At 73.6% G+C, this 23,110-nt stretch carries 21 protein-coding genes; 15 read left to right on the top strand and 6 right to left on the bottom strand.

Annotation, left to right across the window (positions count from 1 at the left end):
* The first annotated feature begins 232 nt into the window (after positions 1 to 232).
* From SGLAU_RS11475 to SGLAU_RS11445, 7 genes are all read left to right on the top strand, one after another.
* Positions 233 to 1,306: a nitronate monooxygenase gene (locus SGLAU_RS11475; protein WP_043500773.1), complete on the top strand. Its 1,074-nt coding sequence runs from the start codon at positions 233 to 235 to the stop codon at positions 1,304 to 1,306.
* Positions 1,303 to 2,052, top strand: coding sequence for a 16S rRNA (uracil(1498)-N(3))-methyltransferase (locus SGLAU_RS11470; protein WP_043500772.1), 750 nt, complete (start codon positions 1,303 to 1,305; stop codon positions 2,050 to 2,052). Before SGLAU_RS11475 ends, SGLAU_RS11470 begins: the two co-directional genes overlap by 4 nt.
* A 325-nt stretch (positions 2,053 to 2,377) precedes the next feature.
* Complete coding sequence (locus SGLAU_RS11465) at positions 2,378 to 2,911, top strand: hypothetical protein (RefSeq protein WP_052413713.1); 534 nt, start codon at positions 2,378 to 2,380, stop codon at positions 2,909 to 2,911.
* A 45-nt stretch (positions 2,912 to 2,956) separates the two neighbouring features.
* Positions 2,957 to 6,151 carry a S41 family peptidase gene (locus SGLAU_RS11460; protein WP_043500768.1) on the top strand — a complete coding sequence of 1,065 codons (3,195 nt, stop codon included), beginning with the start codon at positions 2,957 to 2,959 and terminating at the stop codon, positions 6,149 to 6,151.
* A 127-nt stretch (positions 6,152 to 6,278) separates the two neighbouring features.
* Positions 6,279 to 6,632, top strand: a complete 354-nt coding sequence (locus SGLAU_RS11455) for a histidine triad nucleotide-binding protein (protein ID WP_043506510.1) — start codon at positions 6,279 to 6,281, stop codon at positions 6,630 to 6,632.
* Positions 6,633 to 6,645: 13 nt separating this feature from the next.
* Positions 6,646 to 7,551 (top strand): ribonuclease Z, encoded by a 906-nt coding sequence (locus tag SGLAU_RS11450; protein ID WP_043500765.1) that lies wholly within the window; start codon positions 6,646 to 6,648, stop codon positions 7,549 to 7,551.
* Positions 7,552 to 7,571: 20 nt separating this feature from the next.
* Complete coding sequence (locus SGLAU_RS11445) at positions 7,572 to 8,564, top strand: adenosine deaminase (RefSeq protein WP_043506509.1); 993 nt, start codon at positions 7,572 to 7,574, stop codon at positions 8,562 to 8,564.
* Positions 8,565 to 8,574: 10 nt separating this feature from the next.
* On the opposite strand, the gene SGLAU_RS11440 is transcribed toward SGLAU_RS11445, so the two are convergent.
* Positions 8,575 to 9,843 carry an MFS transporter gene (locus SGLAU_RS11440; protein WP_043500763.1) on the bottom strand — a complete coding sequence of 423 codons (1,269 nt, stop codon included), beginning with the start codon at positions 9,841 to 9,843 and terminating at the stop codon, positions 8,575 to 8,577.
* A 318-nt stretch (positions 9,844 to 10,161) separates the two neighbouring features.
* Between SGLAU_RS11440 and SGLAU_RS11435 the strand changes: the two genes are divergently transcribed.
* The 5 genes from SGLAU_RS11435 to SGLAU_RS11415 all read left to right on the top strand — a co-directional run bounded on the left by SGLAU_RS11435 (position 10,162) and on the right by SGLAU_RS11415 (position 14,731).
* Positions 10,162 to 11,304 (top strand): carbohydrate kinase family protein, encoded by a 1,143-nt coding sequence (locus SGLAU_RS11435; RefSeq protein ID WP_412556224.1) that lies wholly within the window; start codon positions 10,162 to 10,164, stop codon positions 11,302 to 11,304.
* A gap of 180 nt (positions 11,305 to 11,484) precedes the next feature.
* Positions 11,485 to 12,564: a PhoH family protein gene (locus tag SGLAU_RS11430; protein ID WP_078957682.1), complete on the top strand. Its 1,080-nt coding sequence runs from the start codon at positions 11,485 to 11,487 to the stop codon at positions 12,562 to 12,564.
* Between the two features lie 12 nt (positions 12,565 to 12,576).
* Entirely contained in the window at positions 12,577 to 13,074 is a 498-nt protein-coding gene (ybeY, locus tag SGLAU_RS11425) for an rRNA maturation RNase YbeY (protein ID WP_043500758.1), read from the top strand.
* Positions 13,071 to 14,375, top strand: a complete 1,305-nt coding sequence (locus SGLAU_RS11420) for a hemolysin family protein (RefSeq protein ID WP_043500756.1) — start codon at positions 13,071 to 13,073, stop codon at positions 14,373 to 14,375. The genes ybeY and SGLAU_RS11420 overlap by 4 nt, the downstream gene beginning before the upstream one ends.
* On the top strand, positions 14,372 to 14,731 hold the full coding sequence (locus SGLAU_RS11415) for an MmcQ/YjbR family DNA-binding protein (RefSeq protein ID WP_043500755.1): 360 nt from the start codon (positions 14,372 to 14,374) through the stop codon (positions 14,729 to 14,731). The genes SGLAU_RS11420 and SGLAU_RS11415 overlap by 4 nt, the downstream gene beginning before the upstream one ends.
* A 54-nt stretch (positions 14,732 to 14,785) precedes the next feature.
* On the opposite strand, the gene SGLAU_RS11410 is transcribed toward SGLAU_RS11415, so the two are convergent.
* Positions 14,786 to 15,865, bottom strand: coding sequence for a S1C family serine protease (locus SGLAU_RS11410; protein WP_043500752.1), 1,080 nt, complete (start codon positions 15,863 to 15,865; stop codon positions 14,786 to 14,788).
* Between the two features lie 26 nt (positions 15,866 to 15,891).
* On the bottom strand, positions 15,892 to 17,352 hold the full coding sequence (locus tag SGLAU_RS11405) for an MFS transporter (RefSeq protein WP_043506506.1): 1,461 nt from the start codon (positions 17,350 to 17,352) through the stop codon (positions 15,892 to 15,894).
* A gap of 155 nt (positions 17,353 to 17,507) precedes the next feature.
* Here SGLAU_RS11405 and SGLAU_RS11400 point away from each other — a divergent pair, with 155 nt between their 5' ends.
* The 3 genes from SGLAU_RS11400 (at position 17,508) to era (ending at position 19,861) form a co-directional block, all read left to right on the top strand.
* Entirely contained in the window at positions 17,508 to 18,329 is an 822-nt protein-coding gene (locus SGLAU_RS11400; RefSeq protein WP_052414084.1) for a helix-turn-helix transcriptional regulator, read from the top strand.
* 28 nt (positions 18,330 to 18,357) lie between these two features.
* Entirely contained in the window at positions 18,358 to 18,711 is a 354-nt protein-coding gene (locus tag SGLAU_RS11395; RefSeq protein ID WP_043500751.1) for a cytidine deaminase, read from the top strand.
* Positions 18,712 to 18,907: 196 nt separating this feature from the next.
* Positions 18,908 to 19,861, top strand: coding sequence for a GTPase Era (gene era / locus SGLAU_RS11390; RefSeq protein WP_043500750.1), 954 nt, complete (start codon positions 18,908 to 18,910; stop codon positions 19,859 to 19,861).
* 26 nt (positions 19,862 to 19,887) lie between these two features.
* Here era and SGLAU_RS35215 read toward each other — a convergent pair whose 3' ends face one another.
* The 3 genes from SGLAU_RS35215 to SGLAU_RS11375 form a co-directional block, all read right to left on the bottom strand.
* The gene (locus SGLAU_RS35215; protein WP_043500749.1) at positions 19,888 to 20,109 is read right to left on the bottom strand and encodes a hypothetical protein; all 222 of its coding nucleotides are present in this window, start codon (positions 20,107 to 20,109) and stop codon (positions 19,888 to 19,890) included.
* Positions 20,110 to 20,156: 47 nt separating this feature from the next.
* Positions 20,157 to 21,581: a S8 family peptidase gene (locus SGLAU_RS32880; protein ID WP_052413712.1), complete on the bottom strand. Its 1,425-nt coding sequence runs from the start codon at positions 21,579 to 21,581 to the stop codon at positions 20,157 to 20,159.
* Between the two features lie 227 nt (positions 21,582 to 21,808).
* On the bottom strand, positions 21,809 to 23,098 hold the full coding sequence (locus SGLAU_RS11375) for a GH1 family beta-glucosidase (protein WP_043506501.1): 1,290 nt from the start codon (positions 23,096 to 23,098) through the stop codon (positions 21,809 to 21,811).
* Between the last annotated feature and the right edge of the window lie 12 nt (positions 23,099 to 23,110).

Below are 23,110 nucleotides of genomic sequence, written 5' to 3'. Positions count from 1 at the left end.
GCGGCCGACCACGGGGCCGGTTGCTCGCCAGGCGGTGCGGCGGGCGGCGGCCGGGGGTCCGGGGGTTGCCCCCGGGCGGGCACGGTCAGCCGGGCCGGCAGGGGCTGTTCTCGCGGCTGGAGGACGTGTTCGGCGGCCGCCGATCAGGGTGGCGCCGGGGGCCGTGCCGGTGGCCCGTGCCGGTGCGGCGCCCTGATTCGGACTTGTCCGGAGGACGTGACACCATGCCGTCATGTCCTCTGCACTGACCGATCTCTTCCCCCACCCGATCGTGCAGGCCCCCATGGCGGGCGGCGTCTCCGTGCCCCAGCTCGCCGCCGCCGTGTCCGAGGCAGGGGGGCTCGGATTCCTGGCCGCCGGGTACAAGACGGCCGACGGCATGTACCAGGAGATCAAGCAGCTGCGGGGGCTGACGAGCCGCCCCTTCGGCGTGAACCTCTTCATGCCGCAGCCGGAGTACGCCGAGCCGGCGGCCGTCGACGTCTACGCCCACCAACTGGCCGGCGAGGCCGCCTGGTACGAGACGGAGCTGGGCGACCCGGACAGCGGCCGGGACGACGGCTACGACGCCAAGCTCGCGGTGCTGCTGGACAACCCGGTGCCGGTCGTCTCCTTCCACTTCGGCGTGCCCGGCCGGGACGCGCTCGACGCGCTGCGCCGCGCCGGCACGTTCACGCTGGTCACCGCCACCACCGCCGACGAGGCCCGCGCCGTCGAGCAGGCCGGCGCGGACGCGGTGATCGTGCAGGGCGTGGAGGCCGGCGGCCACCAGGGCACCCACCGGGACATCCCCGAGAACGACGGCTCCGGCATCGGGCTGCTCTCCCTGGTCGCCCAGGTCCGCGAGGCGGTGCGGCTGCCCCTCGTCGCCGCCGGCGGCATCATGCGCGGCAGCCAGATCGCCGCCGTCCTCGCCGCGGGCGCGAGCGCCGCCCAGCTCGGCACCGCCTTCCTCGCCACCCCGGAGTCGGGCGCGCAGGCCGTGCACAAGCAGGCGCTGACCAACCCGCTGTTCACCCGCACCGAACTCACCCGCGCCTTCTCCGGCCGCCCGGCACGCGGCCTGGTCAACCGGTTCATGCGCGAGCACGGACGGTACGCCCCCGCCGCCTACCCGGAGGTCCACCACCTCACCTCGCCGCTGCGCAAGGCCGCCGCGAAGGCCGGTGACGGGCAGGGCATGGCGCTGTGGGCCGGACAGGGCCACCGGATGGCCCGCGAACTGCCCGCAGGACAGCTCGTGGAGGTGCTGGCGGCCGAACTGGCGGCGGCACGCGCCGCGGTCGCGGGAGGTGGCCCGCGATGACGGCACCGGTGTTCGTGGTCGAGCACTTCGCGTCCGGGCCCGGCGGGCGTTACGTCGTCGAGGGCCCCGAGGGGCGGCACGCCGTCTCCGTGAAGCGGCTCCAGCCCGGCGAGGACGTGATCCTCACCGACGGGGCGGGCCGCTGGGCGGACTGCGTCGTGCTCGGCACCGAGGGCAAGGACCGGCTGATCGTCCGGCTGGACTCCTACGCCGAGGAGCCCCCCGAGCAGCCCCGCATCACCGTCGTGCAGGCCCTGCCCAAGGGCGACCGCGGGGAACTCGCCGTGGAGACGATGACCGAGGTCGGCGTGGACGCGATCGTGCCGTGGCAGGCCGCCCGCTGCATCACCCAGTGGAAGGGCGACCGCGGTCTGAAGTCCCTCGCCAAGTGGCGGGCCACGGCCCGGGAGGCGGGCAAGCAGTCCCGCCGGGTCCGCTTCCCCGAGGTGGCGGACCTGGCGTCCACCAAGCAGGTCGCCGCGCTGCTCGCGCAGGCCGACTTCGCCGCCGTACTGCACTCGGACTTCGACTACGGCAGCGAGCCGCTGGCCACCGCCGAACTGCCCGCCGAGGGCGAGATCGTGCTCGTCGTCGGCCCCGAAGGGGGCGTGTCCTCCGACGAGTTGGCGCTGTTCCGGGAGGCCGGTGCCCGGGCCTGTGTACTGGGCCGCTCCGTGCTGCGCACCTCCACCGCCGGTACGGCCGCCGCCGCGCTGCTCCTCGGCCGCACCGGCCGCTGGGACTGAGTCCCGGACGGCAGCCGCGGGCGGCCGGTACCGACCGCCCGCAGCGGCTTCGGGCCCTCCGGGTCCCGGGCGTGGGGCGGCAGCCCGCGCCGGGCCGCCTCGCCGACGAGCGCGCGCACGCTGCCCGGCTCGTATGGGTCGAGGTGGGTGCCGTGTCCGTCGACCACGCGGTGGCCGGGCCGGTGACCGCCCCCGACGGGCCGGCCGGGGCCCCTCCCGGCACGAGGCCGGCCCCCAACCGTCCCCGGCCCACCGGCACTTCACGGGCACACATGGCCGTATGCGCTCTACCGTTGGCGGTCGTACGGTGGCAGCATGCCCTTTCATGGGGGTGTTGAGGCGGATTTGGGGCGGGCCGGGGCGGCGGCCGGCCGGTGCCGTGGTGCTCGTGGCGCTGGCGGTGGGCGGAGCCGTGGCCTGTGAACCGGGCGGGCTCAGCTCGGCGACCGTGGCGTACACCACCGACGAGACGGTGACCCGGGAACTGGAGCGGCGGAAGGCGGACGTGCGGTGGCTGACGTGCACCGCGAGCTTCGGGGACGACGGCGGCTCCGCCCCGGCCGCGAGCGAGGACACCGTCGCCGACGTGGACTGCGAGGGGGAGACCTCCGACGGCAGGGAGATCACCGTCGACGGCAAGGTCACCCGCGCGGTCAACGGCCGGTGCGTGCGCGGCGACCTCGTCGCGAAGGTCGACGGCAGGGAGTGGTTCCACGTCCGGGGCCTCGGCGACTGCGACGCGCCCGGCACGCCGCCCGTGAACCAGCCGCCCGGCGGCCCCGGCCCGCAGGTCACGGTGACGGTCACCAGGACCGTCTGGTGCCAGAGCGATCCCCAGTGCTGGCCCCAAGGGAAGTGAACGGAACCGCTGTTCACCGGGCCTGCCCCTGCATAGGGTGATCACGTGACACAGTCCACGCCGGGGTATCTCCGATTTCCGCATCCGCACGGCGAGTTGGTGGCGTTCACCGCCGAGGACGACGTGTGGCTCGCCCCGCTCGACGGCGGCCGGGCCTGGCGGGTCAGCGCCGACAACGTGCCGGTGACCCTGCCGCGCATCTCGGCCGACGGCACCACCGTCGCATGGACCTCCACCCGCGACGGCGCACCCGAGGTGCACGTCGCGCCGGTCGACGGCGGCCCGTCCAGGAGACTCACCCACTGGGGCAGCCGGCGCACCCAGGTGTGCGGCTGGACCGACGACGGGCAGGTCCTCGCGCTGACCACGCACGGCCAGGCCGGCTCCCGCCGCAGCTGGGCGCACACGGTCCCGCTGGACGGCGGCCCGGCCACCCGGCTGCCGTACGGCCCCGTCGGCGGTGTCGCCCAGGGCCCGCACACGGTGCTGCTGTCGGCGCCGATGGGCCGCGAGGCCGCCTGGTGGAAGCGGTACCGGGGCGGTACGGCGGGCAAGCTGTGGATCGACCGGGACGGCGACGGCGAGTTCGTACGGCTCCACGAGGAGCTGGACGGGAACATCGAGTACCCGCTGTGGGCCGGGGAGCGGATCGCGTTCCTCTCCGACCACGAGGGGACCGGAGCGCTCTACTCCTCCCTCGCCGACGGCTCCGACCTGCGCCGCCACACACCCCTCGGCCCTTTCTACGCCCGGCACGCGGCCGGTGACGGCACCCGCGTCGTCTACTCCTGCGCCGGTGAGCTGTGGGTGCTGGACGACCTCGACGGCGCCGAGCCCCGCCGCCTCGGCATCCGGCTGGGCGGGCAGCGCACCGACCGCCAGCCCTTCCAGGTCGACGCGGCCCGCTGGTTCGGGGCCGCCGCGCCCGACCACACCGCGCGCGGCAGCGCGGTCGCGGTGCGCGGCACCGTGCACTGGGTCACCCACCGCTCCGGCCCCGCCCGCGCCCTCGCCGCCACACCCGGCGTCCGGGCCCGGCTGCCGCGCACCTTCCGGGTGGAGGGCGAGGAGTGGGTGGTGTGGGTGACGGACGCGGAGGGCGAGGACGCCCTGGAGTTCGCGCCCGCCACCGGGCTCGCGCCCGGCGCCACCCCCCGCCGGCTCGCCGCCGGGCGGCTCGGCCGGGTGCTGGGCCTCGCGATGGCCCCCGACGGCAGCCGGGCCGCGGTCGCCGCGCACGACGGGCGGGTGCTGCTCGTGGAGCGGGAGACCGGCGAGGTCCGCGAGGTGGACCGCAGTGAGCACGGCGACGTCTCCGGGCTGGCGTTCTCCCCGGACTCCGCGTGGCTGGCCTGGTCGCACCCCGGCCCCAGCCCGCTCTGCCAGATCAGGCTGGCCCACACCACCGACCTGACGGTCGCCGAGGCGACCCCGCTGCGCTTCCAGGACTACGCGCCCGCCTTCACCCACGACGGCAGGCACCTCGCCTTCCTGTCCACCCGCTCCTTCGACCCGGTCTACGACGAGCACGTCTTCGACCTGGCGTTCGTCACCGGCGACCGGCCGTATCTGATCACCCTCGCCGCGACCACGCCGTCCCCGTTCGGCCCGCAGCGGCACGGGCGGCCCTTCGAGGCGCCGGACAAGGAGGAGACCCCGGACAGCGAGGGCACCCCGGCCACCCGGATCGACCTGGACGGGCTCGCCGACCGGATCGTCCCGTTCCCCGTGGAGGCCGGCCGGTACTCCGGCCTGCGCGCCGCCAAGGACGGGGTGCTGTGGCTGCGCCACCCCGTGCAGGGCGTCCTCGGCGTCTCCCGGGCCACCCCCGACGACCCCGCCCCGCACACCGAGCTGGAGCGCTACGACCTCGCCCAGCAGCGGCTTGAGCACCTGGCCGCCGACGCCGACCACTTCGAGGTCAGCGGCGACGGCAAGCGGGTGCTGCTGTGGACCGGCGGACGGCTGAAGGTCGTCCCCAGCGACCGGCGGGCGTCCGGCGACGACGACAGCGACACCAACGTCACCGTCGACCTGACCCGGGTCCGGCAGACGATCGACCCGGCCGCCGAGTGGCGGCAGATGTTCGACGAGACCGGCCGGATCATGCGCGACCACTTCTGGCGGCCGGACATGAACGGAGTCGACTGGGACGCGGTCCTCGACCGCTACCGGCCCGTCGTCGACCGGGTCGCCACCCACGACGACCTCGTCGACCTCCTCTGGGAGGTGCAGGGCGAGCTAGGCACCTCGCACGCCTACGTGGTGCCGCGCGGCGGCCGCGGGCACGGCGACCGGCAGGGGCTGCTCGGCGCGGACCTCTCCCGGCACCCGGACGGCACCTGGCGGGTCGACCGGGTGCTGCCCTCCGAGACCTCCGACCCGGAGGCCCGCTCCCCGCTCGCGGCGCCCGGTGTCGCGGTGCGCGCCGGGGACGCGATCGTCGCCGTCGGCGGACGGCCGGTGGACCCGGTGACCGGGCCGGGCCCGCTGCTCGTCGGCACGGCGGGCAAGCCCGTCGAGCTGACCGTGTCGCCGGCCGGCGGGGGCGAGGTGCGGCACACCGTGGTCGTGCCGGTCGCCGACGAGGAGCCGCTGCGCTACCACGCGTGGGTCGCCGACCGGCGGGCCCACGTGCGCGAGCGGTCCGGCGGGCGGCTCGGCTACCTGCACGTGCCGGACATGCAGGCGCCCGGCTGGGCGCAGATCCACCGGGACCTGCGGGTGGAGGTCACCCGTGAGGGGCTGATCGTGGACGTCCGGGAGAACGGGGGCGGGCACACCTCCCAGCTCGTCGTCGAGAAACTGGCCCGGCGGATCGTCGGCTGGGCCGTGCCGCGCGGGATGCGGCCGTACAGCTATCCCGAGGACGCGCCGCGCGGACCGGTCGTGGCCGTCGCCGACGAGTTCTCCGGTTCCGACGGCGACATCGTCAACGCGGCGATCAAGGCGCTCGGTCTCGGCCCGGTGGTCGGCACCCGCACCTGGGGCGGCGTCATCGGCATCGACAGCCGCTACCGGCTGGTCGACGGCACGCTGGTCACCCAGCCCAAGTACGCCTTCTGGCTGGAGGGTTACGGCTGGGGCGTGGAGAACCACGGCGTGGACCCGGACGTGGCGGTCGTGCAGCGCCCCCAGGACCACGCCGCGGGCCGCGACGCCCAGCTCGACGAGGCGATCCGCCTGGCCCTGGAGGCCCTGGAGTCGACTCCCGCGAAGGTGCCGCCCGCCGTGCCGTGACCGGAGCGGGTGCCCGCACCCGCCCACGGGAGCGCGGGGATCCCGTGCGACCGGCCGCCAGCGCCCCGCGCCCGGCGACGATACGATGCCCACCCAGACGATCAACGGCCCGAACCCCGGAGGGACCATGGCAGGGGAACCGCAGGACGACTGCCTGTTCTGCAAGATCGTCGCGGGGCGGATCCCCGCGACGATCGTCCGCGAGTCGGACACGACCGTCGCCTTCCGGGACATCAACCCCAAGGCGCCCACGCACGTCCTGGTCATCCCGAAGGCGCACTACGCCGACGCCGCCGAACTCGCCGCCGGCGCCCCGGAGGTGGCCGCCGACGTGCTGCGGGAGACCCGGGCGGTCGCCGACGACGAGAAGCTCGACAGCTACCGCATCGTCTTCAACACCGGCAGCGGCGCCGGCCAGACCGTCTGGCACGCCCACGCGCACGTGCTCGGCGGACGCGGTCTGGAATGGCCTCCCGGATAGGCGGAGCAGCACCGTGTCCGTCCGTGAATTGGTGGTCCTCGGCACCGCCAGCCAGGTCCCGACCCGGCACCGCAACCACAACGGCTACCTGCTGCGCTGGGACAGCGAGGGCATCCTCTTCGACCCCGGTGAGGGCACCCAGCGCCAGATGGTGCGTGCCGGTGTCGCCGCCCACGACCTGAACCGGATCTGTGTCACGCACTTCCACGGGGACCACTCGCTGGGTCTGCCGGGCGTGATCCAGCGGATCAACCTGGACCAGGTGCCGCACCCGGTCACCGCGCACTACCCGCGGTCCGGGCAGCGTTTCTTCGAGCGGCTGCGGTACGCCACCGCCTACCGGCAGACGGTGAGGCTGGCGGAGGCGCCGGTGGACGCCGACGGCGTCCTCGCCCGCACCCGCTCCTACACGCTGGAGGCGTACCGGCTGTCCCACCCCGTCGAGTCGTACGGCTACCGGCTCGTGGAGCCCGACGGACGGCGGATGCTGCCCGAGCGGCTGGCCGCGCACGGCATCGAGGGCCCGGACGTGGGCCGCATCCAGCGGGACGGGGTGCTCGGCGGCGTCACCCTGGACGAGGTCAGCGAGGCGCGGCGCGGGCAGCGGTTCGCGTTCGTGATGGACACCCGGCTGTGCGACGGGGTGTACGCGCTGGCGGACGGCTGCGACATGCTCGTCATCGAGTCGACGTTCCTCGACGAGGACGAGCACCTGGCGGTCGAGCACGGCCATCTGACGGCGGGGCAGGCGGCACGGGTGGCGAAGGCGAGCGATGTGCGCCACCTCGTCCTGACGCACTTCAGCCAGCGCTACTCCGACCCGGCGGAGTTCGAGCGCCAGGCGCGGGCCGCCGGGTTCGAGGGCGAGCTGACGGTGGCGTACGACCTGCTGCGCGTTCCACTCCCGAAACGCAGGTGACCAGGGCGTACGATGCCCTGATGCCCCTCCCCAAAGCTGAACTGCACCTGCACATCGAAGGCACCCTGGAGCCGGAGCTGGCGTTCGAGCTGGCCGCCCGCAACGGGGTGACGCTGCCGTACGCCACCACCGACGAGCTGCGTGAGGCGTACCGGTTCGAGGACCTCCAGTCCTTCCTCGACCTGTACTACGCGCTGATGGCCGTCCTGCGCACCGAGCGGGACTTCGAGGACCTGGCCGACGCCTACCTCGCGCGGGCCGCCGCGCAGGGCGTGCGGCACGCCGAGATCTTCTTCGACCCGCAGGCCCACCTCGCCCGGGGCGTGGCCATGGACACCGTCGTGGAGGGGCTGTGGCGGGCGCTCGCCCGCGGCCGGGCCGACCACGGCGTCTCCACCCGGCTCATCATGTGCTTCCTGCGCGACGAGTCCGCCGAGTCGGCCCTCGCCACCCTGGAGCTGGCCGAGCCGCACCTGGACCGGATCACCGGCATCGGCCTGGACTCCGCCGAGGTCGGGCACCCGCCGGCGAAGTTCCGCGAGGTCTACGAGGCCGCCGCCGCGCTGGGGCTGCGCCGCGTCGCGCACGCGGGCGAGGAGGGCCCGCCGGAGTACATCACCGAGGCACTCGACGTGCTCGGCGTCGAGCGGGTCGACCACGGCCTGCGCTGCATGGAGGACCCGGCGCTGGTCGCGCGGCTGGTGCGGGAGCGGATCCCGCTCACCCTGTGCCCGCTGTCCAACGTCCGGCTGCGCGCGGTGGACACCCTGGCCGGCCACCCGCTGCCCGCGATGCTCGACGCCGGGCTGCTGTGCACCGTCAACTCCGACGACCCGGCCTACTTCGGCGGCTACGCGGACGACAACTTCGACGCCGTACGCCGTGAGCTCGGCCTGACCGACGAGCGGCTGCGGGAGCTGGCCCGCAACTCCTTCCTCGCCTCCTTCCTGGAGGACGACGAGGAGTGGCGGGCGCGCTGCCTGGCCGAGGTGGAGGCGTACGAGTTCCGGTAGGGGGCGGTGTTCAGCGGGACCCCGGGGCGGCCGCCGCCTGCCGGGGGCCCGCGGTGCCGTAGGCGGCGCGTTCCGCGGGGACGGCGGGGGTGTCCACGGGGATCTCCACGACCGGGATGTCCGCGACCGGGACGTCCGCCGCCGCGGTGCGCCGCCGGCCCGTGCGCACGGCCACCGCGGTCATCGGCACGGCGATCGCGAGCAGCCCGGCGGCCAGGACCAGGCCCATGCCGAAGAAGCCCGCCCGCTCCGACAGCAGGCTGCCGGTCAGCGGGCCCGCCGCGGTGCCCAGCGAGGACGCCGAGCCGACGAGCACCGCCCAGCGCCCGCGCGGGTCGAGGGAGGCGGCCAGGCCGATGACGTACGACAGCACCACCGGGTAGAGGGCGTTCCAGGCGATCTCGCCCGTCGCGAAGGCGGGCAGGGTGGTCGCCGAGGCACTGAGCGCGATGCACCCGGCGATCAGCACGGTCCCGCCGCCGATCGGCACGGCCCGTCCGAGGCGCGCCCCGAGCGCCCCGGCGCCCAGCACACCGAGCAGTCCCGCGCCGAGGGCGGCGGCGAAGACGACGCCGACGGCCGCCTCGGTCAGCCCGGCCTGGGTCAGCCCGATCCGGCCGCTGACGCCCCACAGGGCGTTCTGGGCGAGCGACCAGAAGGGCATGGCGGCGGCGAGCAGCAGGCCGCAGCGCGGGTGGGGGAGCCGGGCCCGTTCCGCCCGGGCGGCGGGGACGGCCGGTGACCGCGCGGGCAGCCGGCCGGTCACCGGCCACATGGCCAGGGCGGTCAGCGCGATCGCGGCGAGCGGCAGTCCGTGCCCGGGGCCGAGGTGCGGGACCGTCAGGTACAGCGCTCCCGCGAGGGCGGAGACGCACAGCAGTCCGGCGGTGGAGGCACGGTGCGGGTTCCTCCCGGCGGCGATGCCGGACGCGGCGACCGCGGTGACCGTGCCCGACCCGAAGCCGCCGAGCACCGCGCCCGCGACGACGGCGGGGACGGTGGTGGTCAGGGCGGCGCCGCCGTAGCCGAGGACGGCGAAGGCGAGCCCGGCGCGGGCGAGCGTCCGGGCACCGAACCGCTCCACGCGGGCGGCGAGCAGGAAGCCCGCCGACGCCGAGCCGAGCAGCAGGGCGCTGCCGGTGGCGCCCGCCTGAGTGGCGGTCAGCGGCAGGCCGGCGTCGAGCCGGCCGACGGTGGTCGGCAGCAGGTAGGGCGCGAGGTACCCGGTCGCGAAGAGGGCGACGAGGGGCCAGGGCAGGGGGGTGCGGGGGGAGGACACGGGCGTTCCCGGGCATGCGGAAGAAGCTGAGAAGGGGGGAGAAGCGCAGGCCGTCGACGGACAGGAACGAGCGCGCGGGCAATTTGTATCAAGCACCCGGAGACACGACGAAGCGCGGGGGGTGTGATCCGGGTCACTGCCTGGTTTGGGATACCGGAAGCCGGGTACAAGACGGCGCTCCGCCGGTGGTGGTGGCGGTGGGGCGGCGGAGGCGGGAGGTACTTGACTTGGTCGAGTAGTCCGCGGGTGAACGCGGGACGCGCCGTCAGTGCCGTGGTGCACACTGGCCTGACCCGCACCACGTTCAGGGAGTGCACCGTGAACGCGTCCGCCGCCTCCGCCGCCTCCGCCGTGACGGCCCTCGCCCACGGGAAGGGCCGCGCCGCCCAGATCGACCCGCTCGCCGCGCTGCGCGCCGCCGGCGACCCGCCCTGGGACGTCTACCTCACCGGCACCGTCTTCCTCGACATCATCTTCACCGGACTCGACTCCGCGCCGGTCCGCGGCACCGAGTCCTGGGCGCGCGGCATGGGCTCCAGCCCGGGCGGGGTGGCCAACATGGCGACGGCGCTGGCCCGGCTCGGCCTGCGGACCTCCCTGGCCGCCGCCTTCGGCGACGACCACTACGGCGACTACTGCTGGGACGCCCTGGAGCAGGGCGAGGGCATCGACCTCACCGCCTCCCGCCGGGTCCCCGGCTGGCACTCCCCGGTCACCGTCTCCATGGCCTACGAGGGCGAACGCACGATGGTGTCCCACGGCCACGAGCCGCCCCCGGAGGAACCCGCCCCCGACTGCCCGCCGCGCGCGCGGGCCGCCGTCGCGTCGCTGGTGCCCGGCACCAGGGCGCCCTGGGTCGCCCAGGCCGCCGCGCACGGCACCCGGATCTTCGCCGACGTCGGCTGGGACGACACCGGCGCCTGGGACCTGGCGGGGCTGCCGGACCTCGCGCACTGCGAGGCGTTCCTGCCCAACGCGGAGGAGGCGATGCGCTACACCGGCACGACCTGCCCGCGCGCCGCCGCGCACGCGCTGACCGCGTTCGTGCCGCTCGCCGTCGTCACCCTCGGCGCGGAGGGCGCGTACGCGGTGGACCGGCGCACCGGGGAGACCGCCGAGGTGCCCGCCATCGAGGTCGAGGCGCTGGACCCGACCGGCGCCGGGGACGTCTTCGTGGCCGGCTTCGTCGCCGGCACCCTCGCCGGCTGGCGGCTCGCCGACCGCCTCGCCTTCGCCGGCCTCACCGCCGCCCTGTCCGTGCAGGAGTTCGGCGGCTCCCTCTCCGCGCCCGGCTGGTCCGAGATCGCCACCTGGTGGCGCAAGGTCCGCTCCCTCGACGGCCAGGACCCCGCCGCCCTGGAGCGGTACGCCTTCCTCGCCGGCCTGCTCCCCGAGCAGTGCGCCCGCCCGTGGCCGCTGCGCCGGGCGGTGCCGACCATCGGGTTCCGCCGGCCGGCGTGAGAGCCCCGTCACCTTCGGGCGCCGGGCGGCATAAAAGCGTGCCGTCCGGCGATTGCCCCAGAGGACCGTTCGAAAAGCCCTACGGCTTGGTCAGTACGGCGTCGTACCCTTGGAATCGCGAGGCCGCCCTCAGCTACGCGGCCGTGATGAGGAGGAACCGCAGGCCTTAAGCGCCGGCCCATGACTCAGACACCCACAGCTCACACCCCCGCGCAGGGGCAGGCGAGAGCACAGTTCACCGTCCCCGCCCAGCACCCCATGGTGACCGTGCTGGGATCCGGCGACTCCCTCCTGCGCGTGATCGAGAAGGCCTTCCCGGCGGCCGACATCCACGTCCGGGGCAATGAGATCAGCGCGGTGGGCGACGCCCGAGAGGTGGCCCTGATCCAGCGCGTGTTCGACGAGATGATGCTGGTGCTCCGCACCGGGCAGCCGATGACGGAGGACGCAGTGGAACGCTCGATCGCCATGCTCAAGGCGAGCGACAACGGGGAGAGCGACGGCCTGGAGACCCCGGCCCAGGTGCTGACGCAGAACATCCTGTCCTCGCGCGGCCGCACGATCCGGCCCAAGACCCTCAACCAGAAGCGGTACGTCGACGCGATCGACCAGCACACGATCGTCTTCGGCATCGGCCCGGCCGGTACCGGCAAGACGTACCTGGCGATGGCGAAGGCGGTGCAGGCCCTGCAGTCCAAGCAGGTCAACCGCATCATCCTGACCCGCCCCGCGGTGGAGGCCGGCGAGCGCCTGGGCTTCCTGCCGGGCACGCTCTACGAGAAGATCGACCCCTATCTCCGCCCGCTGTACGACGCGCTGCACGACATGCTCGACCCCGACTCGATCCCCCGTCTGATGGCGGCCGGGACGATCGAGGTCGCGCCGCTGGCGTACATGCGCGGCCGTACCCTCAACGACGCCTTCATCATCCTGGACGAGGCCCAGAACACGAGCCCCGAACAGATGAAGATGTTCCTCACCCGCCTCGGCTTCGACTCGAAGATCGTGATCACGGGTGACGTGACCCAGGTCGACCTGCCCGACGGCACCAAGTCCGGTCTCCGTCAGGTCCAGGACATCCTGGAGGGCGTCGAGGACGTCCACTTCTCCCGCCTGTCCTCGCACGACGTCGTCCGGCACAAGCTGGTGGGCCGTATCGTCGACGCGTACGAGCAGTACGACAGCAAGCACGGCACGGAGAACGGCGGGCACAAGAACCGTGGCAAGTCCTCCGCCGCCAAGGGCTCCAAGGGGAAGTAGACCAGCACGACCATGTCGATCGACGTCAACAACGAGTCCGGAACCGAGGTCGACGAGCAGGCGATCCTCGACATCGCCCGCTACGCGCTCGCGAGGATGCGCATCCACCCGCTCTCCGAACTCTCGGTGATCGTCGTGGACGCCGACGCCATGGAGCAGCTGCACATCCAGTGGATGGACCTGCCGGGGCCCACGGACGTCATGTCCTTCCCGATGGACGAGCTGCGTCCGCCGTCGAAGGACGACGAGGAACCCCCGCAGGGCCTCCTCGGCGACATCGTGCTCTGCCCCGAGGTCGCCGCCCGGCAGGGCGCCGAGGCGCCCACGCGGCACTCCATGGACGAGGAGCTCCAGCTGCTCACCGTCCACGGGGTGCTGCACCTGCTCGGTTACGACCACGAGGAACCCGACGAGAAGGCCGAGATGTTCGGCCTCCAGGCTGCCATCGTGGACGGCTGGCGCGCGGAGAAGGGCCTGACCGGCCCGTCCCCGGCCCCCACCGTGTCATGAGCCTCCCCCTCGTCTCGGGTGCGATCGCCCTGGTGATCGTGGCCTGGCTCGCCGCCTGCGCGGAGGCGGGCCTGGCCCGCGTCTCCAGCTTCCGCGCCGAGGAGGCCGTACGGTCCGGACGGCGCGGCAGCGACAAGCTCGCCCAGGTCGCCGCCGACCCCACCCGCTACCTGAACGTGGCGCTCCTGGTCCGCGTCGCCTGCGAGATGGCCGCGGCCGCGCTGATCACCTACGGGTGCCTGCGCGAGTTCGACAGCGTCACCCAGGCCCTCGTCATCGCCATCGCGGTGATGGTCCTGCTGTCGTACGTCGCCGTCGGGGTCTCCCCGCGCACCATCGGCCGCCAGCACCCCGTGCACACGGCGACCGCGGCGGCGTACGTGCTGCTGCCGCTCGCCCGGGTGATGGGCCCCATCCCGTCGCTGCTGATCCTCATCGGCAACGCGCTCACCCCCGGCAAGGGCTTCCGGCACGGCCCGTTCGCCTCCGAGGCGGAGCTGCGGGCACTGGTCGACTACGCGGAGCGGGAGTCGCTCATCGAGGACGAGGAGCGCCGGATGGTGCACTCGGTCTTCGAACTCGGCGACACCCTGGTGCGCGAGGTCATGGTGCCGCGCACCGACCTGGTCGTCATCGAGCGCTTCAAGACCATCCGCCAGGCCCTCACCCTCGCCCTGCGCTCCGGGTTCTCCCGGATCCCGGTGACCGGCGAGAGCGAGGACGACATCGTCGGGATCGTCTACCTCAAGGACCTGGCCCGCAAGACGCACATCAGCCGGGAGGCGGAGAGCGACCTGGTGTCCACGGCGATGCGGCCCGCGGTCTTCGTCCCGGACACCAAGAACGCGGGCGACCTCCTGCGGGAGATGCAGAAGGAACGCAACCACGTCGCCGTCGTCATCGACGAGTACGGCGGCACGGCCGGGATCGTCACCATCGAGGACATCCTGGAGGAGATCGTCGGCGAGATCACCGACGAGTACGACCGGGAGCTGCCCCCGGTGGAGGAACTGGGCGAGGGACGCCACCGGGTCACCGCCCGCCTCGACATCACCGACCTCGGGGAGCTGTACGGCCTCGACGAGTACGACGACGAGGACGTGGAGACCGTCGGCGGCCTGCTCGCCAAGGCGCTCGGCCGGGTCCCGATCGCCGGGGCGTCCGCCGTGGTGCCGCTGCCCGACGGCCGTGAGCTGCGGCTGACCGCGGAGGCCGCCGCCGGCCGCCGGAACAAGATCGTCACGGTGCTGGTCGAGCCGGTGCCGCCGGCCGAGCGGGCCGGGGAGGAGGCGGCGGAGTGACCCCCCAGGAGCTGCGCGCCCTGTGCCTGTCCTTCAACGCGGCCGTGGAGGACTTCCCGTTCAACCCCGAGACCTCGGTCTTCAGGGTGCGGGGCAAGCTCTTCGCGCTCACCGCCCTGGACGCGCGGCCCCTGAAGGTCAACCTGAAGTGCGACCCGGACGACGCCCTCCGGCTGCGCACCGCCCACCCGGGTCTGATCGTCCCCGGCTGGCACATGAACAAGCGCCACTGGAACACGGTCACCGCCGACGGCGGACTCCCGGACCGCCTGGTCCGGGAGCTGGTCGAGGACTCGTACGACCTGGTCGTGGCGGGCCTGCCGCGCGCCGAGCGGCTGCGCCTGGACCGGTCCTAGGGGGGGCGTCCCGGTCCGGTCCAGGGGAGTCCCTGACCGGTCCCCGGGGGTGTGTCAGGGGCCGGGGAGCTGCAGATCGGTCTGCCACGTCTCGCCGAACTGGTCGCCCTGCTGCTCCGGGTCGTCGACCGCGTAGACGCCCTCGATCCGCAGCTTCTCCCCGGCCGCCGACGACTGCAGCACGTCGCACATGTCGCTCACCGACGTCACGGGCGTGTCCTTGATCGTGGTGATCACGTCGCCCGCGAAGAGGTTGGCCTGCTCGGCGGGTGAGTTGCTCGCGGTGCTGAGGACGAACAGGCCCTGCACCCCGTCCCCGGCCAGCCGCTCCTGGACGTCGGCCACGTCCCGCTGGTCCTGCGGGTCCTGGAAGAAGTCGCTGAGGGCCGGATCCTCCAGGGAGTCGACCGCCCAGCCGGGGGAGTTCTTCATGTCGCCCGCGGCCAGCCCGTCGAGGAGGCTCCGCGCGTGGTCGCTGGTGATCGAGTAGAACTGCCCCTGCGCCTCGGTGTTGCCGAGGGTGTTGACGCCGACCACCTTGCCCTTGGTGTCGAGGAGCGGACCGCCGGAGTTGCCGGGGTTGAGCGTGGCGGAGTGCTGGATCGTCTGCGGGTAGTGCGGCAGGTAGTAGGGGTCCGGGTCGGCCGCGACGCCCGGGGACTGCACCGCGCCGGAGGTGAACACCGGCTTGGCCGAGACCGGATCGTCCGCGAAGGACACCGGGTAGCCGATGGCGGTCACCGTGTCGGCGGCCTTGACGTCACCGCTGTCGCCGAAGTCCAGCTCCTTGAGGTCCTTCTGCGGGCTGTTGAGCTTCACCACCGCCAAGTCCTCGCAGGGGTCGCTCCCGAGCAGCCTGACCGGCACCGGCTCCGCACCGCCGACGGCACCCTTCAGTACCGACTGGCCGTCCACGACATGGGCGTTGGTGACGATGAGCCCTTCGTCGGCGTCATAGACGAATCCGGTGCCGCTGCCGTCCTCCCCCAGGATGTGCACCGTGGCCGGAGCCGCCTTCTCGAAGAGTTCCTGCGGTGACGGATCGTCAGCCGGCAGGCTGTGGGCGGAGGTGGTGCCCAGGGCCAGCAGGAGAACCGAGGCGCACGCCGCAGCGGATTTCGCTTGCACACTCATCAGACGCCGTCCTTCGCATGCGCTGCCTATTCCACTGTAGATCCGCCCGCCGGCCCTGTCCTGCGGGCGGCCGTGCGCAGCCCCAGCCCCGTCAGCACCGCCGCCACCAGCACGATCCCCGCGTCCAGCGCGATCACCGTGCGCACCCCGGCCAGCAGGTCGTCCGTGGTCGTGGCGAGCACGCCCAGCAGCGGGATGCCGACCGTGATGCCGACTTGCTGGGTGGAGGTGACCAGTCCGGTGGCCAGGCCCTGCTCCCGGTCGGGGACGCCGGAGGTCACGGTCAGGCCGTAGGAGATGATCGCGCCCAGGTGGCACATGCTGGCCAGGGACACGGCGGCCGTGGCGAGCCACACGGACCAGCCGCCGTCCCCCAGGCCGAGCAGCGCGCCGGTCAGTACGCCCTGACCGGCCAGCGAGACGGCCAGGGTGCGGCGGGCGCCGAGGCGGGCGATCACCTTCGGGCTGTACGAGCCCGCCACCACCGACAGCACGCCCTGCACACCGAAGACCAGCCCGGTCTCGAAGGCGGACAGCCGCAGGACCTCCTGGAGGTACAGGGTCAGCACGAAGACGACCGTCGACATCATGGAGAAGGTGACCAGGCCGCCCAGGTTCCCCCAGGCGACGGTGCGGCGGCGCAACATGGGCAGGGAGACCAGCGGGGCGTCGGCGCGGGACTCGACCACGACGAACGCGGTGAGCAGGACCAGCCCCGCGGCCAGGCTCACCAGGACGTCCGCGCCGCCGAAGCCGTGCTCGGCGGCCGTGGTCAGGGCGTAGATGAGGGCGAGCAGACCGCCGGTGACGGTGACCGCGCCGGGCACGTCGAGACGCGTCCGCTCCGGGGTGCGCGACTCCGGCAGCAGGGCGGGAGCCAGGGGCAGGACGACGACGGCGCACAGGGCGAGCAGGCCCATCGTGGAGCGCCAGCCGAGCAGGTCGGTCAGCACGCCGCCCGCCACCATGCCGATGGTGAAGCCCAGCGACAGCAGGGTGCCGGAGATGCCGAGCGCGCGGTCGCGGGCCGGGCCCTCCGCGAAGGTGGTGGTCAGCAGGGACATGCCGGTCGGCACGATCATCGCCGCGCCGAGTCCCTGCAGCGCCCGCCCGGCCAGGAAGGACGCCGGGTCCCAGGCGACGGTGGCGAGCACGGAGGCCGCGGCGAACAGGGCGAGGCCGGTGAGGAACAGCTTCCTGCGGCCGTACAGGTCGCCGATCCGGCCGAACAGCAGCAGGAAGCCGCCGGACGGCAGCGCGAACGCGGTCACCGCCCACTGGAGGGCGGACGGGCTCATGCCCAGGTCGGTGCCGAGCACCGGCAGGGCCACGTTCAGCACCGAGAAGTCGAGCGCGACCATGAACTGGGCCGCGCAGAGCACGAAGAGGACGAGTCTGTCGCGCGCCGACAGCCGGGGACGGCCGGGCGCGGGGCCGGCGGGCGGGGTGGTGGAGGGGCTGGGGGACGGTGTGGTGTCGATCGCCATGTGCATGAGCCTGCGGTGATCGGAATACCGCTGGGGAGTCGGTGCTTATGGTGGTGGTGGCACCACCAGCCAACGACCAGGGGGACGAGGGGGATCCGTACGTGTCGGTGGACGCGTTGAACAGGCATCGGCGGCGTGAGCTGCGCGAGTTCCTGATGAGCCGGCGGGCCCGGGTGAGCCCGGCCGAGGCGGGCCTGCCGGACGGCGGCGCGCGGCGCCGTACGCCCGGGCTGCGGCGGGAGGAGGTCGCCGTGCTCGCCGGCGTGGGCGCCTCCTGGTACCAGTGGCTGGAGCAGGGCCGGGACATCTCCGTCTCGCCGCAGGTCCTGGACGCGGTCGCCCGGGTGCTGCGGCTGAGCAACGCCGAACGCCGGCACCTGTACGTGCTCGCCGGCCTCAACCCGCCCGCGCCCGAAGTCGCCCCCGAGAAGCGGGACCGGTGCGACGGGCTGCGGCGGCTGATCGACACCTGGATGCCGTATCCGGCGCACATCATGGACATGTACTACAACTGCGTGATGTACAACGACGCCGCCGCCACGGTGCTCGGCATGCGCCCCGGCCAGACGCAGAACTGCGTCGTCGACTACTTCACCGACCCCATGTACCGATCCCGCGCCCGGAACTGGGAGCGCAACGCGCGCACGGTCGTCGCCCAGTTCCGGGCCGCCTGCTCGGCCTGCCCCGACGACGAGGGGTTCCAGGAGGTGCTGGCGCGGGTCAAGGAGTCCAGCCCCGAGTTCACCCGGCTGTGGGAGGAGCGGGACATCGAGGACGCCGGGCAGATCCGCAAGGAGCTGGACCACCCGCTGGCCGGTCTGCTCGTCGTGGAGTCGACGGCGATGAAGGTCCCGGCCCGCCCCGATCTGACCATCGTGCTGCACACCCCGCTGGACGAGGCGAACACCGCCGCCAAGCTGGAGTGGCTGGCCTCGCCGGAGGGCCGGCGGGGGGCGATGTACCCCGTGGCGGGGTGACCGTCTCGCGCGTACGTATCCTCGAGCCATGACCGACACCAGCGCGCTCGACCCCGAGGACCGCAAGATCGTCACCCTGGCCCGTTCCGCGCGGGCCCGCAACGGCGTGCCCGAGGGAGCCGCCGTACGCGACGAGACGGGCCGCACGTACGTCGCCGGGACCGTGGACCTGGACTCGCTGAAGCTGAGCGCCCTGCGCACGGCGGTGGCGATGGCGGTGGCGTCCGGGGCCAAGTCGCTGGAGGCGGCGGCCGTCGTGACGGAGGCGGAGACGGCGTCGGACGCGGACCGGGCGGCCGTGCGGGACCTGGGCGGCCCGCAGACTCCGGTGCTGGTCGCGGGTCCGGACGGGACGGTCCGGGAGACGGTGACGGCGGGCTGAGCCGGCCGGCGGCGGTCGGCGGCGGTGACGGTACCGGGCGGCGTTCCGCCCCGGGCGCGGCCCGGGTGACCGGGCCGCCGTGGCCGCCCCCGGCACCATGACCGGGGGCGGTTCCGGCCGCGCGCCGCGGGGCCGGGACCGGAGCGCTCCGGGCGGTTGTGCGGCGGGGCCCCGGCGATCAGGGACAATGGGCGCCATGAGCGTTCGCAGCCAGTCATCCGAACAGCCGGCCGAAGAAGTCCACCGGGCCGGTTTCGCGTGCTTCGTGGGGCGCCCCAACGCGGGCAAGTCCACCCTCACGAACGCTCTGGTCGGGCAGAAGGTGGCGATCACCGCCAACCAGCCGCAGACGACCCGGCACACCGTACGGGGCATCGTGCACCGCCCGGACGCCCAGCTCATCCTGGTGGACACCCCCGGTCTCCACAAGCCGCGCACGCTGCTGGGCGAACGGCTGAACGACGTCGTCCGCACCACCTGGGCCGAGGTCGACGTCATCGGTTTCTGCCTGCCGGCGAACGAGAAGATCGGCCCCGGTGACCGCTTCATCGCGAAGGAGCTGGCGGGGATCAGGAAGTCCCCGAAGGTCGCCATCGTCACCAAGACGGACCTCGTCGACTCCAAGGCCCTCGCCGAGCAGCTGATCGCCGTCGACCAGCTCGGCAAGGAGCTGGGCATCGAGTGGGCGCAGATCGTCCCTGTGTCGGCGACCGCGAACAAGCAGGTCGACCTGCTGGCCGACCTCCTGATCCCGCTGCTGCCCGAGGGCCCCGCCCTCTACCCCGAGGGCGACCTCACCGACGAGCCCGAGCAGGTCATGATCGCGGAGCTGATCCGCGAGGCGGCCCTGGAGGGCGTCCGCGACGAGCTGCCGCACTCCATCGCGGTGGTCGTCGAGGAGATGCTGCCCCGCGAGGACCGCCCCGCCGACAAGCCCCTGCTGGACATCCACGCCAACGTCTACATCGAGCGCCCCAGCCAGAAGGGCATCATCATCGGCCCCAAGGGCAAGCGCCTGAAGGAGGTCGGCATCAAGTCCCGCAAGCAGATCGAGGCCCTGCTCGGCACGCCGGTCTTCCTCGACCTGCACGTGAAGGTCGCGAAGGACTGGCAGCGCGACCCGAAGCAGCTGCGCAAGCTGGGCTTCTGAACCCCGGCGACTGCCGGGACCGCGCCTCAGAACCCCAGGTCGAACTCCGAGCCGGGGTTCACCCTGACCGGCAGCCCCAGGTCCGCGACCCGTGCGGCCAGGTCGGCCGGACCTTCGCCCTGCACCACCACCTCGTCGTCGCCCAGCGGCACCGGGGCGACGTCCAGCAGGGTGACGCCGACGGTGGACAGCCTGGCCGCCAGGCCGCCGAGGTCGGTGTCGGCCGGAACGGTCAGGAGCCATTTCATCCACGCCCTCCCGGGCCGCCGGGCCGCGGGGTGCCGAGCCGGTGCGCTCAGGTCTTCCGCAGCAGGAACGAGTACGAAGCCGCCGCGTTCACGATGCCACGCCCGTAGCCGGCGTCCCAGACCTTGCCCGTCGGGTTGACCAGCCCGGCCAGCAGAGCCTCGCGCAGCCCTTCCGGGGTCAGCTCGGGGAACGCGGACAGCAGCAGCGCCGCGACGCCTGCCGCGACCGGTGTGGCCGCCGAGGTCCCGTTGTCGAAGGGCGACCTCGGGGGCGCCGGCTCCCCGCCGGGGCGGCCCGGGCCGAAGTTCCCGAAGAAGTGCGTGTAGCAGGCGAGGTCGGGCTTCTTCTCCTCGAACATCCCGGGTCCTTGCGAGGAGTAACCGACGCGCTCCCCGCGGCTGTTGACCGCGGCGACGGTGATGACCTCCGCGAGGCTGTTGGACGCGTGGACGGAGCGTCCGGGGCCGATGCCGCTGCGGTGGCAGTTGCCGCTCGGGCACTGCGCGCCGCAGTTGCCCGCCGCGAAGAACGCCGCCGCGCCGGACGCCACCACCTCGCGCACCTTGCGGTGGAGCGGGTGGTCGAGGTCCCAGATCTCGTGCCCGGGCACCTGGTCGCGGCGCGGGACGCCGGTGAACCCGTAGCTGTTGTTGGTCAGGTGCGGCGTGCCGTCGAGCCTGCGGTGCTCCAGCACCGCCTGGAACATGGTCAGCGCCTCACCGGAGTCGGGGTGCCCGAGGAAGGGGTAGTCGTACAGCCGCGCCGCGGGCGCGGCGACGAGGATGTCCGCGGCGCACATCGAGCCGTGGCTGGTGATCGGGGCGGCCCCCGGCTGGAGGGCGGCTCCGGGACTGGTGAAGCCGCCGGAGACCGGGTAGACCTGTCCGTTCACGCCCTCGTCGAGGATGCCGACGACGATGTTCTGCCCGCGGAAGCCGTCCTGCCACGGCCGGGTGACGCCCAGCAGGGCCCGGACGGTGTCGATGGAGACCCCCTGCCGGAACGGCCGGCAGTCGAGGCCGGTGACCGAGCGGGCGAGGTCGAACGCCTGTGCCTGGACGTCCGCGCCCGGCCCTCGCTCGTCCTCCGCGTACAGGTGGAGCGGGGAGCTCGGCCATACGACGACACCGTCGCGCTCCCGCAGCTCCGCCAGCCTGGTGGGGGCGACTTCCACGGGGAGGACCACCGAGGTCGGTGCGATGTCCGGGTTGGTCTCCGGGACCGCGAACTCCAGCAGGGCGCCGAGCGGCTCCTGGGGCCCGCCCTCTCCTTGCCGGGGTGCGCTGAACATGGGGACGGGCACGAACCTCTCGTCCGGCTCCACGCCCAGCCCGGCCACCAGGTCGAGCCCGGGGAGGGCCTGGTCGAACGCCGATGTCCCGGATGCGACGGCCTCCCGGAAGGCACCGAAGCCTTCGGGTTGCTCGGCGTGGGGCGGTTCGATCTCGAGCAGCACTTTGATCTTGGCCATGGGTCGGCCTTCCTCTCGACCCGCCGGCGGCCGTGCCGGTGCATCGCGACGGCGGGCCGGACGGTTCCGGCAGCCCCCCTGTGCGTCCCGGCGGGTGCGGACCGGGCCGCTCGGTGCATTTCTCCTCGGAATCGGCGTTTACCACGAATCTATGATTCCCGCCTGTCGGCCGCAACTCGGCCGGTTTCGTTGAGATTTGCACGATTGTTCCCGTCGGACGGCTCCCGTCAGCGCTGCGCCCGCAGCACCTCCCGGAACCAGTGGTACGACGCCTTCGGGGTGCGGGCCAGGGTCGCGTAGTCCACGTGGACGAGGCCGAAGCGGCGGGCGTACCCCTCCGCCCACTCGAAGTTGTCCAGCAGGGACCACACGAAGTAGCCGCGCACGTCCACGCCCGCCGTCATCGCCTCGTGCAGGGCCCGGATGTGGCCGTCCAGGTAGCCGATCCGGTCCCGGTCGTCGAGGCCGTCGTACGAGCAGCCGTTCTCGGTGATGATCACCGGGGGGAGCCGGTCGCCGTAGCGGTCGCGGAAGCCGGTCAGCAGTTCGGTCAGCCCCTCCGGGACCACGGGCCAGCCGAAGTCCGTCCGCGGCCGGTCCTCGATTTCCCGGACCGAGAAGGGCAGTTCGGCGGGCATCCGGACGCCGCCGACGTCGGTCCCGGTGTCCCGCGGGGCACCCACCTTGGTCGGCGCGTAGTAGTTGACGCCGTACCAGTCGACCGGCTCGGCGATCACCTCCAGGTCGGCCGCCACGTCGCCCGGCATCAGCTCGCCCAGTCCCGCCGGGTACGCGCCGAGCAGGACCGGCTCCGCGAACAGCCGGTTCAGCAGGATGTCGTAGAAGTCCGCCGCCGCCATGTCCGCGGGGTCCTCGGACGCGGGCCAGGTGGGACCGTGCGAGTTGGCGATCCCGATGTCGCGGGCGCCGGCCGCGCGCAGGGCGCCGACCGCGAGCCCGTGGGCGAGCAGCTGGTGGTGGGCGGCCGGCAGCGCGTCGAACAGCAGCCGCCTGCCCGGCGCGTGGACGCCGAGGGCGTGCCCCAGCAGGGTGTGCTCGGCGGGCTCGTTGAGGGTGATCCAGGTGCCGACCCGGTCACCGAGCCGCTCGGCGACGACGCCGACGTGGTCGGCGAACCGGGCGGCCGTGTCCCGCTCCAGCCAGTCCAGGCCGAGCGGCAGGTCCCAGTGGAAGAGGGTGGGGACCGGGCGGACGCCCGCCGCGCACAGGTCGTCGACGAGGCGGTCGTAGAAGTCCAGGCCCCGCGGAGCCCGCACGCGTGGCCAGGAGACCGAGAAGCGGTACGCGTCCACGCCGAGGCCGGCCAGGAGGGCGACGTCCTCACGGTGGCGGTGGTAGTGGTCGCAGGCCACCGCCGCCGTCGAGCCGTCCTTCACCCGCCCCGGCTCGGCGGTGAACGCGTCCCACACGGACGGCTCCCGTTCGTCGGCCGCCCCCTCGATCTGGTGGGCCGAGGTCGACACGCCCCACAGGAAACCGGCGGGGAACCGGGGCATCGGGGCCGTCAC

Source organism: Streptomyces glaucescens (genome assembly GCF_000761215.1).
Classification (GTDB): domain Bacteria; phylum Actinomycetota; class Actinomycetes; order Streptomycetales; family Streptomycetaceae; genus Streptomyces; species Streptomyces glaucescens_B.
This window is presented reverse-complemented; position numbering and strand designations above follow the sequence as displayed.

Bases quoted from the DNA above. Each gene is read 5' to 3' on its own strand.
- SGLAU_RS11470 (WP_043500772.1), top strand. From the start codon at position 1,303: ATGACGGCACCGGTGTTCGTGGTCGAGCACTTCGCGTCCGGGCCCGGC.
- era (WP_043500750.1), top strand. From the start codon at position 18,908: ATGAGCGTTCGCAGCCAGTCATCCGAACAGCCGGCCGAAGAAGTCCAC.
- SGLAU_RS32880 (WP_052413712.1), bottom strand. From the start codon at position 21,581: ATGGCCAAGATCAAAGTGCTGCTCGAGATCGAACCGCCCCACGCCGAG.
- SGLAU_RS11445 (WP_043506509.1), top strand. From the start codon at position 7,572: ATGCCCCTCCCCAAAGCTGAACTGCACCTGCACATCGAAGGCACCCTG.
- SGLAU_RS11465 (WP_052413713.1), top strand. From the start codon at position 2,378: ATGGGGGTGTTGAGGCGGATTTGGGGCGGGCCGGGGCGGCGGCCGGCC.
- SGLAU_RS11420 (WP_043500756.1), top strand. From the start codon at position 13,071: ATGAGCCTCCCCCTCGTCTCGGGTGCGATCGCCCTGGTGATCGTGGCC.
- ybeY (WP_043500758.1), top strand. From the start codon at position 12,577: ATGTCGATCGACGTCAACAACGAGTCCGGAACCGAGGTCGACGAGCAG.
- SGLAU_RS11375 (WP_043506501.1), bottom strand. From the start codon at position 23,098: ATGCCCCGGTTCCCCGCCGGTTTCCTGTGGGGCGTGTCGACCTCGGCC.
- SGLAU_RS11410 (WP_043500752.1), bottom strand. From the start codon at position 15,865: ATGAGTGTGCAAGCGAAATCCGCTGCGGCGTGCGCCTCGGTTCTCCTG.
- SGLAU_RS11430 (WP_078957682.1), top strand. From the start codon at position 11,485: ATGACTCAGACACCCACAGCTCACACCCCCGCGCAGGGGCAGGCGAGA.
- SGLAU_RS11395 (WP_043500751.1), top strand. From the start codon at position 18,358: ATGACCGACACCAGCGCGCTCGACCCCGAGGACCGCAAGATCGTCACC.
- SGLAU_RS11475 (WP_043500773.1), top strand. From the start codon at position 233: ATGTCCTCTGCACTGACCGATCTCTTCCCCCACCCGATCGTGCAGGCC.
- SGLAU_RS35215 (WP_043500749.1), bottom strand. From the start codon at position 20,109: ATGAAATGGCTCCTGACCGTTCCGGCCGACACCGACCTCGGCGGCCTG.
- SGLAU_RS11455 (WP_043506510.1), top strand. From the start codon at position 6,279: ATGGCAGGGGAACCGCAGGACGACTGCCTGTTCTGCAAGATCGTCGCG.
- SGLAU_RS11405 (WP_043506506.1), bottom strand. From the start codon at position 17,352: ATGGCGATCGACACCACACCGTCCCCCAGCCCCTCCACCACCCCGCCC.
- SGLAU_RS11400 (WP_052414084.1), top strand. From the start codon at position 17,508: ATGAGCCGGCGGGCCCGGGTGAGCCCGGCCGAGGCGGGCCTGCCGGAC.